Raw genomic sequence first — 14,787 nt, forward strand, 5'->3', positions numbered from 1 at the left:
CTCATCGCTCCCTGACCAGTGCGGCGTACGCCCCGCCGTGTGCCACCAACTCGTCGTGCCGACCGCGCTCCACGATCGTCCCGTGCTGGAGCACGACGATCTCGTCGCTGTCGCGGACCGTGCTCAGCCGGTGCGCGATCACCACGCAGGCGCAGCCGCGCCGGCGCAGGTTGTCCATGACCGTCAGCTCGGTCTCCGCGTCCAGCGCGCTGGTCACCTCGTCGAGGACGAGGATGCTGGGCCGGCGCACCAACGCCCGTGCGATCTCCAGGCGTTGGCGCTGACCGCCGGAGAAGTTGCGGCCGTCCTGCTCGACCCTGCTGTGGATGCCGCCGGGCCGGCGCGTCACCACGTCGTACAGGGCCGCGTCCCGCAGCGCCTCCACCACGGCCTCGTCCGGGATCGACGGGTCCCACAGCGCCACGTTGTCGCGCACCGAGCCCTCGAAGAGGAAGACGTCCTGGTCGACGAAGGAGACGGAGGCGGCGAGCGCGCCGCGCGGGATGTCCTCCAGGCGCTGTCCGTCGATGCGGATCACGCCCTCCCAGGGGGCGTACAGGCCCGAGATCAGCCGGGAGACCGTGGACTTGCCGCTGCCCGAGCCGCCCACCAGGGCCACCTGGCGGCCGGGGCCGACCGTCAGGTCGAAGCCGGTGAGCAGGGGCTTGTCCAGCGGGCTGTAGCCGAAGGAGATGTTCTCCAGCTCGACATGGCCCTGCAGCCGCCGGGTCGAGCCGTCCGCGCCCGGGCGGGCGTAGACCGGGTCGGCCTGGAAGTTCTCCACGTCCTTGAGCCGGGCCACGTCGGCCGCGAAGTCCTGGATGCGGCCCGCGACGCCGTTCAGCCGGGTGAGGGGAGCGGTGAAGCGGGTGACCAGGGACTGGAAGGCGACAAGGAGACCGACCGAGATACCCCCTTCGACCGCCCGCATACCGCCGATCCACAGGATCAGCGCGCTGTTGACGGTCGCGAGCGTCGGCGCGACCACGCCCAGCCAGGCGCTCGGCACCCCGAGCCGCTGCTGCTCCTCCAGGGTGGCCGCGTGCTGACCGGCCCACCTGCGGAAGTAGCCGTCCTCGCCGCCGGTCGCCTTCATCGTCTCGATCAGCTGGAGGCCGGTGTACGAGGTGTTGGTGAGCCGGGCGGTGTCCGCGCGCAGCTTCGCGGTCCGGGTCGCGCGCAGCCGTACGACGAAGCGCATCGCCACGATGTTCAGCAGGGCCACGCCGATGCCGAGGAAGGTGAGCTGCGCGTCGTAGGTGTAGAGGAGCACGGCGTAGAGGACGACGACCACCGCGTCCACGCCGGCCGCCGCGAGGTCACGGGCCAGGGTCTCGGCGACCTGGTCGTTGGACTGCAGGCGCTGGACCAGGTCGGCGGGGCTGCGCTGGGAGAAGAAGGTGACCGGCAGCCGCAGCAGATGGCGCAGGAAGCGGGCGCTGGAGAGGGTGGAGGAGACGATCCGGCCGTGCAGCAGGTTCGCCTGCTGCAGCCAGGTCAGGGCCACGGTGAGGAGTACACAGGTGCCCATCGCGGCGAACAGCACGGTGAGCAGCGAGGTCTGGCCGCCGATGAGGAACATGTCGATGTACTGGCGGCTGAGCGCGGGCACCGCCGCGCCCACGACCACCAGCAGCAGGCTGGCCAGCACCGCCGCCGGCATGGTGCCCGCCGTGCCGCGCAGCCGGGCCGGCATCGCGCCGAGCACGCCGGGGCGGCGGCCGCCCTTCTCGAAGCCGTCGCCCGGCTCAAGTACCAGCACGACACCGGTGAAGCTGCCGTCGAACTCCTCCATGGGCACGAACCGGCGGCCCTTGGCGGGGTCGTTGATGTAGACGCCCCGGCGGCCGAAGCGGCGGCCCATGCCGTCGTAGACGACGTAGTGGTTGAACTCCCAGAACAGGATGGCCGGGGCCCGGACGTCGGCGAGGGCGGCCAGGTCCATCTGCATGCCCTTGGCGGTGAGGCCGTAACTGCGGGCCGCCTTCAGCAGGTTGCTGGCCCGGGAGCCGTCGCGGGAGACACCGCAGGCGATCCGCAGCTCCTCCAGCGGGACATGGCGGCCGTAGTGGCCGAGGATCATGGAGAGGGAGGCGGCGCCGCACTCGACGGCCTCCATCTGGAGCACGGTGGGCGTGCGGACCGTGCCGCCGCGGCCCTTGGGGACCGGTCGCTTGGGCGGGGCGGCGCGCCGGCGGCCGCGGGTCTCCTGGGCGGTGGTCACGGGAGCAGCCAATCGACGGGACGCTGGTCGGCCAGCCGGATCGAACCCGAGGCCAGGGTCATGGAGTCGAGCGCGAAGGGCGGCCCGTCGGCCGAGGACCACTTGTAGCCGCTCTTCGTCTTCTTCGACCCCTCCAGCCGGACCAGGACGGCCACCGGGCGGCCCTTCCTGGTGAACTGGTCGCCGAGCTGGCTGTCGCCGAGGAACGCGGCGATCGACTGGGCCGACTGGGCGGAGCGGTCCACCGACTTCACCCGGCCGCGCAGCACTCCGTACTCCTGGGTCGACACCGACGACACGGTCAGGTCGACCCGGGCGTCGGCCGGGATGGCGGAGGCGTTCTCGGCGGGGACGTAGACCGTCGCGTACAGCGGATCCGAGGTGTGGGCGATCTTCTCCACGGCGGCGACGTTCGCGCCGGTCTGGATGATCTGCCCGATGGTCGCGGCGAGCGCGCTGATCCGGCCCGCGGCGACCGTGCGGACGACGGAGTCGCCCTGGCCGGTGCGGACCTTCAGGACGGGGGAGTTCGCCGGCAGCCGTTCGCCCTGCTCGGCGAGGACGGCCGTGACCTGCCCGGCGACCGGGCTCTGCAGGATGTAACTGCCCTGCCCGTGGGTGAGGATGGCCTGCGCGGTCACCGTGGAGGCGACCGAACCGGTCACCGCCCACACCGAGGCGGCCGCCATCACGACGACCGAGACGGACAGCGCGAGCCAGCCCTGCGGACGGGCGAACCGCACGGGGAGATCCAGCTCCTCCGTCGACTGGAGCTTGGCGAGGGCCTGTTGGCGGAACTGCACGGAACTTCCCTCACCTGGGGGAGAGACACGGGTGTTTCAGAGGGCACGGGCGCTGGGGAACGCCCGAGAGTCCCGGGGCCGGGATCCGGCTCCGGGACTCAGCGGCAACGAGGTGCGGTCAGAGACCGGCGACCAGGTTGGTGACCGGCTGGGTGTTCAGGCCGGTGACACCCTCGACCGTGCCGACGACCGTGTTGACCAGGCCGGAAACCGGGGCAACGCTGTCCACCAGGCCGGTGACGGTGCCGACGGCGTTCAGGGACAGGCCGCCGGAGACGTTGTCGAGCTCGGCGTCGGAGATCTCGACGGTCTCAACCTGGGGGGTGGAGTTCATGATGGAACTTCCCTTCATATGGATATTCACAAGGGGGAGAACGGCCCCCCATACGGCCCTTCGGGACGAAACAACGGCCCTGTGGGGACGAGCGGATGGCCGCAACCGCGGGCGCCGGGCGCCCGTTTCCGGGAGCCCTTGGCGGTCCCTGCGGTGCGATGGATCAAAGCACGCCCGCGGTCCGCGCATCCAATCAACCAGGCGTCTCACCTGGGCACTTGAGCCTCAGAAGGGTTCATCCGTGCAGGCGTGCGCACGCCTTGTCGGCGACTCCTTCACAAGCCGCACCACTTCATCGCCGCGGCGAGGGTTGCCCTCCCGGTGGCGAATCCGGCACTCCGCGCCAAAGGCGCGGCAGGGGGCGTGCGGTTGTGCAGATCCGCTGCCTCCGGTGACTTGGTTGGGTATTGGATGTGCAGATTCCCTGAAGCAAGGATTCCGGTCCGTGATCGCAACGGACCGTCATTGACCGATTGCTGAACGTGTCGGTTCCGTCAGCCCAGCAGGGCGTAGACCGTGCTCGCCCGGGCCGCGAGCGCCCCCGACCGCTCGTCGCACAAGGTGATGTCGGCGAAAGCCATCCGCCGGCCCAGTTTCGTCAGCACCGCTTCGATCAGGACATCCGAACCGCTCACCGCGCGCTGGAACGACGTCGACTGCTGGACCGTCGTCATCGGTACGAAGCCGCCCCGCGCCGCCGAGACCGCGATCACCGTCGCCGTGTCCGCCGCCGCCATCAACGCCTGCCCCGACAGCCCGCCACCCTCCCGGGACAACCGCTCCGACCAGGGCAGACGCAGCACGGCCCGGTCCTCGCCCAGCGACGCGACGGACAGCCCGAGGTCGAGCACCCAGGGGGCGAAGTTGGCGGAGAGGATCTTGTCGGCTTCGGCGGTGGTCATCGTCATATGGGGGATTGTTCCCGGCCCCGCGCCACGCCACGCGCAACTGCCCCGCGCCCCGCGCGCCGTGGCCGATTTCCCATGGGTGAGAGGAAGTCAAGAACCGGAATTGAACGCACCACGTGACCCGCCCGTACCTAGGTGCATCCAGGCGCCGCTCACGAACAACTGCCCTACTACGGCAGACACTCCGTCCCTTGGAGGTCGAGAAGTTTGAGTCACAAGCGAATTCCGAAGCGCAAGGCCGCCATAGCGGTTGGCGGTGTCGTGGCGCTCGGAGCTGCGGCCATTCTGCTGCCGAACGCCAACGCGTCCCAGGACGGCAACAACGACGCCTCCGCAGCCGCTCCCAAGACCCTGAAGGCCTCGGGCGCCTCGGATCTTGCCGCACAGCTCCAAGACCTGCTGGGCCAGGCCTTCGCCGGGTCCTACTACGACAGCGGCAAGCAGCAGCTCGTCGTCAACGTCATCAACGGCGACAACAACGTGATCGTCCAGGCCGAGAAGGCCGGCGCGGTCGTCCGCCAGGTGGCGAACAGCAACTCCGCGCTGGAGGCGGCCGCCGCCACCCTCAAGACCAAGGCGACCATCCCGGGCACCGCCTGGGCCGTCGACCCGAAGACCAACAAGGTCGTGGTCACCGCCGACAGCACCGTCACCGGCTCCAAGTGGGACACGCTGGAGTCGACGGTCCAGAGCCTCGGCTCGAACATGGCCACCCTCAAGAAGTCCTCGGGCACCTTCAAGACCTTCGTCTCCGGCGGCGACGCGATCTTCTCCCAGGTGGCCGACGGCGAGGTCCGCTGCTCCCTCGGCTTCAACGTCACCGCCTCGGACGGCAGCCCCGCCTTCCTGACGGCCGGTCACTGCGGGGTCGCGGCCAAGGACTGGTCCGACACCGAGGGCGGCCAGCCCATCGCCACCGTCGACCAGGCCCAGTTCCCCGGCGACGGCGACTTCTCGCTGGTCAAGTACAACGACGCCACCACCCAGGCGCCGAGCGAGGTCAACATAGGCAACGGCCAGACCGTCGCCATCAACCAGGCCGAGGACGCGACCGTCGGCACGACGGTGTTCCGGATGGGCTCCACCACCGGTCTGCACGACGGCCAGGTCACCGGTCTCGACGCCACCGTCAACTTCCAGAGCGAGACCGACCCGAACGGCGTCGACACCGTCACCGGTCTCATCCAGACCAACGTCTGCGCCGAGGCCGGCGACAGCGGCGGCTCGCTGTTCACCCAGGACGGCGGCGCGGTCGGTCTCACCTCGGGCGGCAGCGGCGACTGCACCTCCGGCGGCGAGACCTTCTTCCAGCCGGTGACCACCGCCCTGCAGGCCACCGGTGCCACCCTCGGCGACGCGGGCGCGGGTGCCGGTGACGCCGGTGCCACGGCCGACCCGTCCGCCACGGACGGCACGGGCGACCAGGCCGGCGGCGACCAGATCGGCGGCGCGGCCGACCCGTCCGCCACGGCAGTCGACCCCTCGGCCACGGCCGGCGACCAGAGCGGCACCGGCACCGGTGACGACACGGGCACCGGCGAGGCGACCGGCACCGGCGACCAGACCGGCACGGGAGACCAGTCCGGGACCGGCGTGAGCGACAACAGCAACGAGTCCTCGCACCACTCCAAGAACCGCTGATCGGCCCAGCCAGCGGTTCCGGTCGAACAGCGGACGGTCCGGCCCTCCGGCGGGAGGGCCGGACCGCGTCCGGTCGGCGGCCTAGCCGTCGTCCTGTGCTCTGAGCAAGAGCACGGCCACGTCGTCGACACGCTCCTGCGCCGCCGCACTGTGTCGCACGAGCGTGTCGGCCAGCTTGTCCAGCGGCTGGTCGCCGCTCTCCGCGAGGAGTTCGCCGAGATCGACCAGCGCGTCCTCGATGTCCACCCCGGGGGACTCCACAAGCCCGTCGGTGTACAGGGCGAGCACCGAACCCGGAGCGAGGGAGACCTCGGTCGTCGGGTAGGTGGCCTCGGCGTCGATCCCGAGCAGCGGGCCCCCGGCCAGGTCGAGCACCCGGACCTGCCCGTCCGGACGTCTCAGCAGCGGCGGCGGATGCCCCGCCCGCGCCATCACCGCCCGGCCCCGCGCCGGGTCCAGCCGCAGATACAGACAGCTCGCGAACAGATCGGCGCCGAAGTCGATCAGCAGCCGGTTGGTGCTGCGCATCACCTCCTCCGGCGTCTGCCCGACCGTCGTGAAGGCCCGTACCCCGGTGCGGATCTGGCCCATCAGCCCGGCCGCCGTCACGTTGTGCCCCTGGACGTCCCCGATCACCGCCGCCGCCAGCGGGCGGGTCGGCACCAGGTCGTAGAAGTCGCCGCCGATCTCCATGCCGTGCATGGCCGGCAGATAGCGCGCGGCGGCCTCGATGCCGGGCGGCGGGGCCAGCGAGTGCGGCAGCAGGGCCGCCTGCAGCCCGTGCGCCAGCTGGTTCTTCGCGTCGTAGAGCAGGGCCCGCTCCAGGGCCTGCGCGATGAGCCCGCCGAGACTGGTGAGCACGGCCCGCTCGTCGGCGGGAAAGGCGTGCGGCTCGGCATAGGCGAGGACACAGGTGCCCACCGGCCGGCCCGACGCGATCAGGGGCAGATACGCCCAGGCGGCGAACCCGTCCGGGGTCTCCCGCCGGTCCGGGTACAGCCGCTCCAGCTGCTGCCGTGACTCGAAGAACGCGGGCACACCGGTGTTCAGGACATGGGTGCCGGGCGTCCGTTCGGCCAGCGGAACGCCGTCGAACCGCTCCACGGTCCGCGGATCCTCGTACCCCCGGTGCCCCAGGACGTGCAGCCGGCCGCCCCGCGACCCGAGGACCACCAGGGCCTGGCTGCCGACGGCCGGCACCACCTCGTCCGCCACCAGCTGCACCACGTCCTGCACCCCGACCGCCTCCGTCAGCGCCCCGGCCAGGCTCAGCACCTGCGAGATGGTGACCAGCCTGGGGGAGGCCGCCGCCTCGGCACGCGGCAGCGCGCCCACCATCTCGGCGACCGCCCGCGCCCGGCTGATCCGGGTGGTCAGCCCGCTCGTGCTCGGGTACATCCGGAACGACAGCCAGTCGCCCGGCGGCTTCAGCGCCACGAACGACGTCACATGCTGGCTGATCAGCGCGGCCCGGTAGCGGTCCTCGTACATCGGGTCGTTCAGCCACGGCACCGACACCCACGGCTGGGTGCCGAGCAGATCGTCGACCCGGACGCCGAGCAGCTCCGCCGCCGCCCCGTTGGCGAAGACGACCCGCCCGTGCACATCGAGCGAGGCCAGCCCGTACGGCAGCCGGCCCACCATCCGCGCCGCCTCCACCATGGCCGACGGGCCCGTGGCCGACGGCGCCGGCTGCGGCTCCGGCGGCTCCGGCTCGGCCCACAGCGCCCGGTTCTCCCGGGCCGCCCGCTCCAGCCGCACCGCCAGCCGGTCGCACCCCGCCGTCAGCACCTCCCGCTCCCGGTCGGACAGCACCGTCGGATGGGCGCCGGGCCAGGTCACGTACACCGCCCCGAACACCGTCTCCGCCGTCGCCACGGGCAGCGCGGCCAGCGCGAACGGATACGGCAGCACCACCGCGATCCGCGGGTACCGGCGCGCCATGTCCTCCTCGCCGCCCACCCACACCAGACGCCGCTCGCGCACCGCCTCCGCCACCGGGATCGGCGCGCTCAGGCCGACCCGCTCCCAGGGCGCCGCGAAGACCCGGGGCAGCCCCGCGGCCACCGCCATCTCCAGGACCGGCTGGTCGGCCGCCATCAGATAGACCGCGCCGGAGTGGGCCTGGACCTCCTCCATCATCGAGGCCAGTGCCAGTGACAACAGGGGCCGGCCGGCCCGGGCGCCGTCGGCCGCCTGCGCCCTCACGCCCGCCCGCACCGGGGCCGGAGGCGCCCCCATCCCTTCGGACACGCCCGACCACCTCCTCGTCCGGCCGCGCGTCGCGTCCTCGGGATCAAGGCTCCCTCCTGGCGGCGACCGGCGCACGGCGAGAGCGGCACCGGCTCGCGCACGCACCCCCTTCGCACCGGCGCATGCCCCCGGAGCCGAAGCCCAGCCCGCAGCGGCATCCGGGCGAGGGGCGTGCGCCCCCGCGCACCCCGATGGCCGGAACTCCGCACCGCAACGCGCACCCGGCCCCTGCCCCCCGTCGAGCCGTCGCAGCCGGAGCCCGGCGGCCTCGACCGCGCCCTGTGTGAGCCCGCCCGCGGCCGCCGCCGTCGCCGTCGCCGAACCGGGCCATGCCGCTCTCCGAAGCGGCGGAGGCGACCGTCCCTTTCCCTTCGCCATCGAGTACCGGAAGCACGGCCAGTCGGCCTCCCGGCACTCCCAGCCGTCGAACGGGTCGCGGACAGTCATGTCCGTCACCGGCTCGCCGTGCGGAACGCTCGGGTCACGTCATGGCCGGTGCCTTTCGAGCGCGGTGGCCCCGGCGCCTCCACGGAACGGTCACAGGGGCTGCGCAGACGCCTCATAAGCGCTGTAATGGCGGCGTGGTCAGTGAGGGCGCTGCGGTACGCGGAACGAGAACGGATCGCGCCGAAATCGCCCTCGAAACGCTCACGGGCGATCCCGGCGCACCCGATCGACTCCGCCGCGTCCTCGAACAGGCACTGGTCTTCGCCGGCGCGGCCTTCGCCGGGGTGTACACGCCCGGCGACGACGGGACCGTGCTGCGCCTCGCCGAGTCGGCCGGCCTGCCCCGCACCCTGTACGGGCTGCGGGACGCCTATCCGTCCGTGGGGCAGTCCCCGGCGGCGGAGGCGTACGGCACCGGGCGGCCCCTCTGGCTCGGCCCCGACGAACTGGCCGACTGCCCGGAGGCGCGGCGGACCCCGTCCCAGGAGTTCTGGCTGGGCGCGCTGCCGGTGCCCGGCGCCGCCGGACTGCTGGTCGTGACCAGCGAGCGGGACGACGGGTTCGGACCGGAGGACCGGGCCTGCCTCGCCCTGGTCGCCGACGCGATCGCCCTGCCCGCCCCGCCGCCCGCCGTCGAGACCGGCGAACTGTCCGCCCACGCGTTCAGCCTGGCCATGGACACCGGCCGGATCGACGTCGGCGACGGCCTCCTCGGCCTCTTCGACATGGACCGGGACGAGTTCGACGGCAAGGTCGAGACGCTGCTGGGCCGTACCGTGCCGGACGACCTGCCCGCCCTGATGTCGGTCGTCGAGGCCGACCACATGTCCATCGGCGACCGGGAGCTGGAGTTCCGGGTCCTGCAGCCGTCCGGCCCGCCCAAGTGGCTGCGGCTGCGCGGCCGGCTGATGCCCGGTGGCGAGGGCCGCCCGGCCCGCCTGGCCGGCACCGTCGCGGACGCCTCCACGCTCCGCTCCGACGTCAGCGACGTGGTCCGGGTGCAGCGGCTCGCCGCCGCCCTGGCCACCGCCCTCACGGTCAAGGACGTCAGCCAGGCCGTCGTCACCGCCCTGCGCGGGCCGCTCAAGGCCGACCGGATCGCCCTGGCCGAACTGGAGAACGAGCGCCTGGTCGTCACCGTCCTCGACCCGCCCGACGCCGAGTCGTGGCCCGACCTGTGGCGCAGCGAGTGGCGCACCGAGTGGCCCGACGCCCCCGTGCGCACCATGCCCACCCTCGCCGCCGCCCTGCGCGAGGGCCGGGCGCAGATCTGGCCCGCCGCGGCCACCCTGGAACCCGCCCTCGCCGAGGTCGGCCCCGGCGGCCTCGCCATCCTCCCGCTGCCGGCCGGCGGCCGGATGGCCGGGGCCTGCCTGATCGGCTGGGACAGCCCGCACGACTTCGGCTCCGACGAACGCGCCCTGCTCACCGCCGCCGCCGGCCTGGCCGGCGAGGCCCTGATGCGCGCCCACGCCTTCGACGCCGAGCACGAGCTGGTCGGCATGCTCCAGCGCGCCCTGCTGCCCCGCCGGCTGCCCCCGCTGCCCGGCGGCGAGGCCGTCGCCCGCTATCTGCCCACCACCGTGGGCCTGGAGGTCGGCGGCGACTGGTACGACGTGATCCCGCTGGCCGACAACCACGTGGCCCTCGTCATCGGCGACGTCCAGGGCCACAGCGCGGCCGCCGCCACCCTGATGGGGCAGATGCGCACCGCGCTGCGCGCCTACGCGGCCGAGGGGCACACCCCCGACGTGGTCGTCTCGCACGCCAACCGGCTCCTCATGGACATGGAGAGCGACCTCTTCGCCACCTGCTGCTATGTCGACGTCGACATGGAGGACGGCACCGCCTGGTGCGTGCGCGCCGGACATCTGCCGCCCGTCCTGCGTCACCCGGACGGCGGCACGGAGATCACCGAGACCGAGGGCGGCCCCCCGCTCGGCGTGCTCGGCCGGGCCGACTTCCCCATGACCCAGATCGGCCTGCAGCCCGGCACCGTGCTCGCGCTCACCACCGACGGCCTGGTCGAGTCCCCCGACGCCGACATCGACGACGGCATGGCGCGCTTCGCCCACGGCCTCGGTGCCGCCGACCCCGGCGACCTCGGCCTGGTCGCCGACGCCCTGCTCGACAACGCCCACCGCGCCGACGACGTCGCCCTGCTGCTGATGCGCTACGACGGCATGGCCGTCCGCCCGCTGCGGGAGAGCTGGACGGTGTGGCGGGTCCCGGAGGCCGCCCGGCACGCCCGCCGCTTCAGCAAGCGCACCCTGCGCTCCTGGGGGATCACCGACGACACCATGGACACGGCCCTCCTGGTGGTCTCCGAGCTCGTCACCAACGCCCTCATCCACACCGACGGGCCGGTCCGGCTCGACCTGACCCTGCTCGACCACCGGCTGCGGATCGCCGTCGCCGACGCCTCGCCGCGCAGTCCGGTGAAACCCCCCAACATCGGCTGGGAGGCCACCGGCGGGCGCGGCATCCTGCTGGTCGAGGCGATGTCGGTCGCCTGGGGGTCGGTCCCGGCCAGCGGCGGCAAACAGGTGTGGGCGGACCTCGTGCTGGACGCCGACGCGGACTGAGCCGGCCGTCTCGGAGCCGGCCGTCTCGGGAGGCGGCGGAGGCCGGTCCTTCTTAGGGTCTTGTCGTGGCACACACCTTCCAAGAGCTGGTGGCGAAGCACCGCGCGGCCGACGCGGCCCACGACAAGGTGCTGGAACTGCGCGACGCCTACGGACCGCCTGCCCTGCAGCAGCCGGGCGGCGCCCAGTCGGAGACCTACGAGACCGCCCTGCGCGCCTGGCGCGACCTGGCCCGCGACGAACAGACCGCGGTGAGCGAGTACGCCCGTGACGAGGGCAGACCGCGGCCCGAGGTGGAGGCGGAGGTGGAGCGCGCGGCGGCCGAGCCGGAGAACTCCTGACCGGATTCTTACCGTGCGCTGAAATAAACGTACAAAACGGGCAAGATGCCTGTTCGGGGCACCTCGTGGTCACATGACATCCGCACCAAAGCCATACTGTCGTAACCCATCAGGAAAACAGAAGAACGTCTCAATCAGATGTTCACCTATAAGGTGTAGCGAATGAAGGCTTTGGTGCTCTCCGGCGGTGCCGGAACCCGGCTGCGGCCGATCACCCACACATCGGCGAAACAGCTCGTACCGGTGGCGAACAAACCCGTCCTCTTCTACGGGCTCGAATCCCTTGCCGCCGCGGGCGTCACCGAGGTCGGGATGATCGTCGGCGACACCGCCGCCGAGATCGAGGAGGCGGTCGGCGACGGGTCGAAGTTCGGCCTGGACGTCACCTACATCCCGCAGGAGCACCCGCTGGGCCTCGCCCACGCGGTGCTGATCGCGCGCGAGTTCCTCGGGGACGACGACTTCGTCATGTACCTGGGCGACAACTTCATCGTCGGCGGCATCAGCGGACTGGTCGACGAGTTCCGCGAGGCCCGCCCGGACGCCCAGATCCTCCTCACCCACGTGCCCAACCCGCGCGCCTTCGGCGTCGCCGAACTGGACGCCGACGGCCAGGTGATCGGCCTGGAGGAGAAGCCGCAGGAGCCCAAGAGCGACCTCGCCCTGGTCGGCGTCTACCTCTTCACGCCCGCCATCCACGACGCCGTACGGGCCATCAAGCCGTCCTGGCGCGGCGAGCTGGAGATCACCCACGCCATCCAGCACCTCATCGACCAGCGCGCCGACGTGCGCTCCACGGTGATCAAGGGCTACTGGAAGGACACCGGCAACGTCGTCGACATGCTGGAGGTCAACCGGACCGTCCTGGAGAGCCAGGAGCCGCGGATCGACGGCGAGGTCGACGAGGCCAGCCAGATCGTCGGCCGGGTGGTCGTCGAGGCGGGCGCGACCGTCACCAACTCCCGGATCGTCGGGCCGGTCGTGATCGGCGCCGACAGCGTCGTCGCCGACTCGTACGTGGGCCCCTTCACGTCGGTCGCCGAGAACTGCCGGATCACGGACAGTGAGCTGGAGTTCTCCATAGTGCTGCGGGACTCCTCCATCGACGGGGTGGGCAGGATCGAGTCCTCGCTGATCGGCCGGCATGTCGAGGTGACCCCCGCGGCCGGCACCCCCAGCGCCCACCGCCTCGTTCTCGGAGACCACAGCAAGGTGCAGATCCGTTCATGAATCTCCTCGTCACCGGCGCGGCCGGCTTCATCGGCTCCACGTACGTCCGCGGCCTGCTCGCCGCCGACGGCCCCGACGCGCCGCACATCACCGTGCTGGACAAGCTCACCTACGCGGGCACCCTGACGAACCTGCCCGAGTCGCATCCCCGGCTGACCTTCGTCGAGGGCGACATCTGCGACGCCGAGCTGGTCGACAAGCTGATGGCCGAGGCCGACCAGGTCGTGCACTTCGCCGCCGAGTCGCACGTCGACCGCTCCATCGACGGTGCCGGCGCGTTCGTCCGCACCAACGTCGTCGGTACCCAGACGCTCCTCGACGCGGCCCTGCGCCACGGCGTCGGCCCGTTCGTGCACGTCTCCACCGACGAGGTCTACGGCTCCATCGAGACCGGCTCCTGGCCCGAGAGCCACCCGCTCCAGCCGAACTCGCCGTACTCCGCCTCCAAGGCGTCCTCGGACCTGCTCGCGCTGGCCTTCCACCGCACCCACGGCCTGGACGTCCGCGTCACCCGCTGCTCCAACAACTACGGGCCGCACCAGTTCCCCGAGAAGGTCGTCCCGCTCTTCGTGAGCAACCTCCTCGACGGCAAGAACGTCCCGCTCTACGGCGACGGCAGCAACGTCCGCGACTGGCTGCACGTCGAGGACCACTGCCAGGGCATCGACCTGGTCCGCACCGGCGGCCGGGCGGGCGAGGTCTACAACATCGGCGGCGGCACCGAACTCAGCAACAAGGAGCTCACCGGGCTGCTCCTGGAAGCCTGCGGCGCCGACTGGGAGCGCGTGGACCGGGTCGCCGACCGCAAGGGCCACGACCAGCGCTACTCCGTCGACTGGAGCAAGATCCACGACGAGCTGGGCTACACCCCACAGCACGACTTCACCTCCGGCCTCGCCGACACCGTCGCCTGGTACCGCGACAACCGCGCCTGGTGGGAGCCGCTGAAGGAGCGCGCCGCCCTGGAGTCGCGCAAGGAGCAGGGGAAGCACTGATGAAGTGGCTCGTCGCCGGAGCGGGCGGGATGCTCGGCCACGACGTGGTCGAGGAGCTCACCCGCCGGGGTGCGGAGGTCGTGGCCCTCGGCCGCGCCGACCTCGACATATCCGACGCCGACTCGGCGGAGTCGGCGCTCGCCGGGCACACGCCCGACCTGGTGGTCAACTGCGCCGCGTACACGGCCGTCGACGACGCCGAGACCGACGAGGAGCGCGCCCTGCTGATCAACGGCGAGGGCCCGCTCCTGCTGGCCCGCGCCGCCGCCCGGCACGGCGCCCGTCTCGTCCACGTCTCCACGGACTACGTCTTCGACGGCGAGGCCCGCACCAGCCCGTACCCCGAGGACCACCCCACCGCCCCGCGCACCGCCTACGGGCGGACCAAACTCGCGGGCGAGCGGGCGGTCCTGGCGGAACTCCCGGGCGCGAGCGCGGTCGTCCGCACGGCCTGGCTGTACGGCACCCACGGCAGGAACTTCGTGCGGACGATGATCGAGCTGGAGTCCCGCCGGGACACCCTCGACGTCGTCGACGACCAGCGCGGACAGCCCACCTGGAGCGCCGACCTGGCCGCCCGGATCGCCGACCTCGGCCCCCGGCTCGGCCGGGACGAGCGCGCGCACGGCGTCTTCCACGGCACCAACTCCGGCGCGGCCACCTGGTGCGAGCTGGCCCGCGAGGTCTTCCGGCTGCTCGGCGCCGACCCGGCGCGGGTGCGCCCCACCACCAGCGAGGCCTTCGTCCGCCCGGCACCCCGCCCCGCGTACAGCGCCCTCGGCCACGACCGGTGGTCCGAGGTCGGCCTGGAACCGCTGCGGGACTGGCGCGAGGCCCTGCGCGAGGGGCTGCCGCTCATCCGCAAGGAGATCTCCGCCTAGGACACCGGATATCCACTCCGCCACAGGGCGGGGGGGGGGGGCGCGCCCCCCCCCCCCCCGGGCCGCCCGTGCGCGGGGGCGCCGGAACGGGGGGGGGCGCCCCGGGCTTTTTGGGGTGGTGTGTGGGGCTGCCGGGGGGGGGGGA

The 14,787-nt window shown here is 72.4% G+C and carries 11 protein-coding genes; 6 read left to right on the forward strand and 5 right to left on the reverse strand.

Annotated features, from left to right (window positions below; genetic code table 11):
• Nucleotide 1: 1 nt before the first annotated feature.
• From ACGFZS_RS17425 to ACGFZS_RS17440, 4 genes are all read right to left on the reverse strand, one after another.
• Nucleotides 2–2,224: an NHLP family bacteriocin export ABC transporter peptidase/permease/ATPase subunit gene (locus tag ACGFZS_RS17425; RefSeq protein ID WP_393795786.1), complete on the reverse strand. Its 2,223-nt coding sequence runs from the start codon at nt 2,222–2,224 to the stop codon at nt 2–4.
• Entirely contained in the window at nt 2,221–3,027 is an 807-nt protein-coding gene (locus tag ACGFZS_RS17430) for an HlyD family efflux transporter periplasmic adaptor subunit (RefSeq protein WP_365695003.1), read from the reverse strand. The genes ACGFZS_RS17425 and ACGFZS_RS17430 overlap by 4 nt, the downstream gene beginning before the upstream one ends.
• A gap of 118 nt (nt 3,028–3,145) precedes the next feature.
• A complete protein-coding gene (locus ACGFZS_RS17435) occupies nt 3,146–3,361 on the reverse strand; it encodes a type A2 lantipeptide (RefSeq protein WP_293991413.1) in 216 nt (71 codons plus the stop codon).
• Nucleotides 3,362–3,855: 494 nt separating this feature from the next.
• The gene (locus ACGFZS_RS17440) at nt 3,856–4,269 is read right to left on the reverse strand and encodes a PaaI family thioesterase (RefSeq protein ID WP_393795787.1); all 414 of its coding nucleotides are present in this window, start codon (nt 4,267–4,269) and stop codon (nt 3,856–3,858) included.
• Between the two features lie 207 nt (nt 4,270–4,476).
• Here ACGFZS_RS17440 and ACGFZS_RS17445 point away from each other — a divergent pair, with 207 nt between their 5' ends.
• Nucleotides 4,477–5,910 carry a S1 family peptidase gene (locus ACGFZS_RS17445; protein WP_393795788.1) on the forward strand — a complete coding sequence of 478 codons (1,434 nt, stop codon included), beginning with the start codon at nt 4,477–4,479 and terminating at the stop codon, nt 5,908–5,910.
• A gap of 81 nt (nt 5,911–5,991) precedes the next feature.
• Here the strand turns inward: ACGFZS_RS17445 and ACGFZS_RS17450 are convergent, their stop codons facing one another.
• A complete protein-coding gene (locus ACGFZS_RS17450; protein ID WP_393796024.1) occupies nt 5,992–8,151 on the reverse strand; it encodes a SpoIIE family protein phosphatase in 2,160 nt (719 codons plus the stop codon).
• A 593-nt stretch (nt 8,152–8,744) separates the two neighbouring features.
• Here ACGFZS_RS17450 and ACGFZS_RS17455 point away from each other — a divergent pair.
• The 5 genes from ACGFZS_RS17455 (at nt 8,745) to rfbD (ending at nt 14,642) form a co-directional block, all read left to right on the forward strand.
• Nucleotides 8,745–11,195 carry a SpoIIE family protein phosphatase gene (locus ACGFZS_RS17455; protein WP_393795789.1) on the forward strand — a complete coding sequence of 817 codons (2,451 nt, stop codon included), beginning with the start codon at nt 8,745–8,747 and terminating at the stop codon, nt 11,193–11,195.
• A gap of 65 nt (nt 11,196–11,260) precedes the next feature.
• The gene (locus ACGFZS_RS17460) at nt 11,261–11,536 is read left to right on the forward strand and encodes a hypothetical protein (RefSeq protein ID WP_393658880.1); all 276 of its coding nucleotides are present in this window, start codon (nt 11,261–11,263) and stop codon (nt 11,534–11,536) included.
• A gap of 162 nt (nt 11,537–11,698) precedes the next feature.
• Nucleotides 11,699–12,766, forward strand: coding sequence for a glucose-1-phosphate thymidylyltransferase (locus ACGFZS_RS17465; RefSeq protein WP_393795790.1), 1,068 nt, complete (start codon nt 11,699–11,701; stop codon nt 12,764–12,766).
• Nucleotides 12,763–13,761: a dTDP-glucose 4,6-dehydratase gene (rfbB, locus tag ACGFZS_RS17470; protein WP_393795791.1), complete on the forward strand. Its 999-nt coding sequence runs from the start codon at nt 12,763–12,765 to the stop codon at nt 13,759–13,761. The genes ACGFZS_RS17465 and rfbB overlap by 4 nt, the downstream gene beginning before the upstream one ends.
• Nucleotides 13,761–14,642: a dTDP-4-dehydrorhamnose reductase gene (gene rfbD, locus ACGFZS_RS17475; protein WP_393795792.1), complete on the forward strand. Its 882-nt coding sequence runs from the start codon at nt 13,761–13,763 to the stop codon at nt 14,640–14,642. Before rfbB ends, rfbD begins: the two co-directional genes overlap by 1 nt.
• Nucleotides 14,643–14,787 lie beyond the last annotated feature (145 nt).

It is taken from the genome of Streptomyces sp. NPDC048288, assembly GCF_043201555.1.
GTDB lineage: Bacteria > Actinomycetota > Actinomycetes > Streptomycetales > Streptomycetaceae > Streptomyces.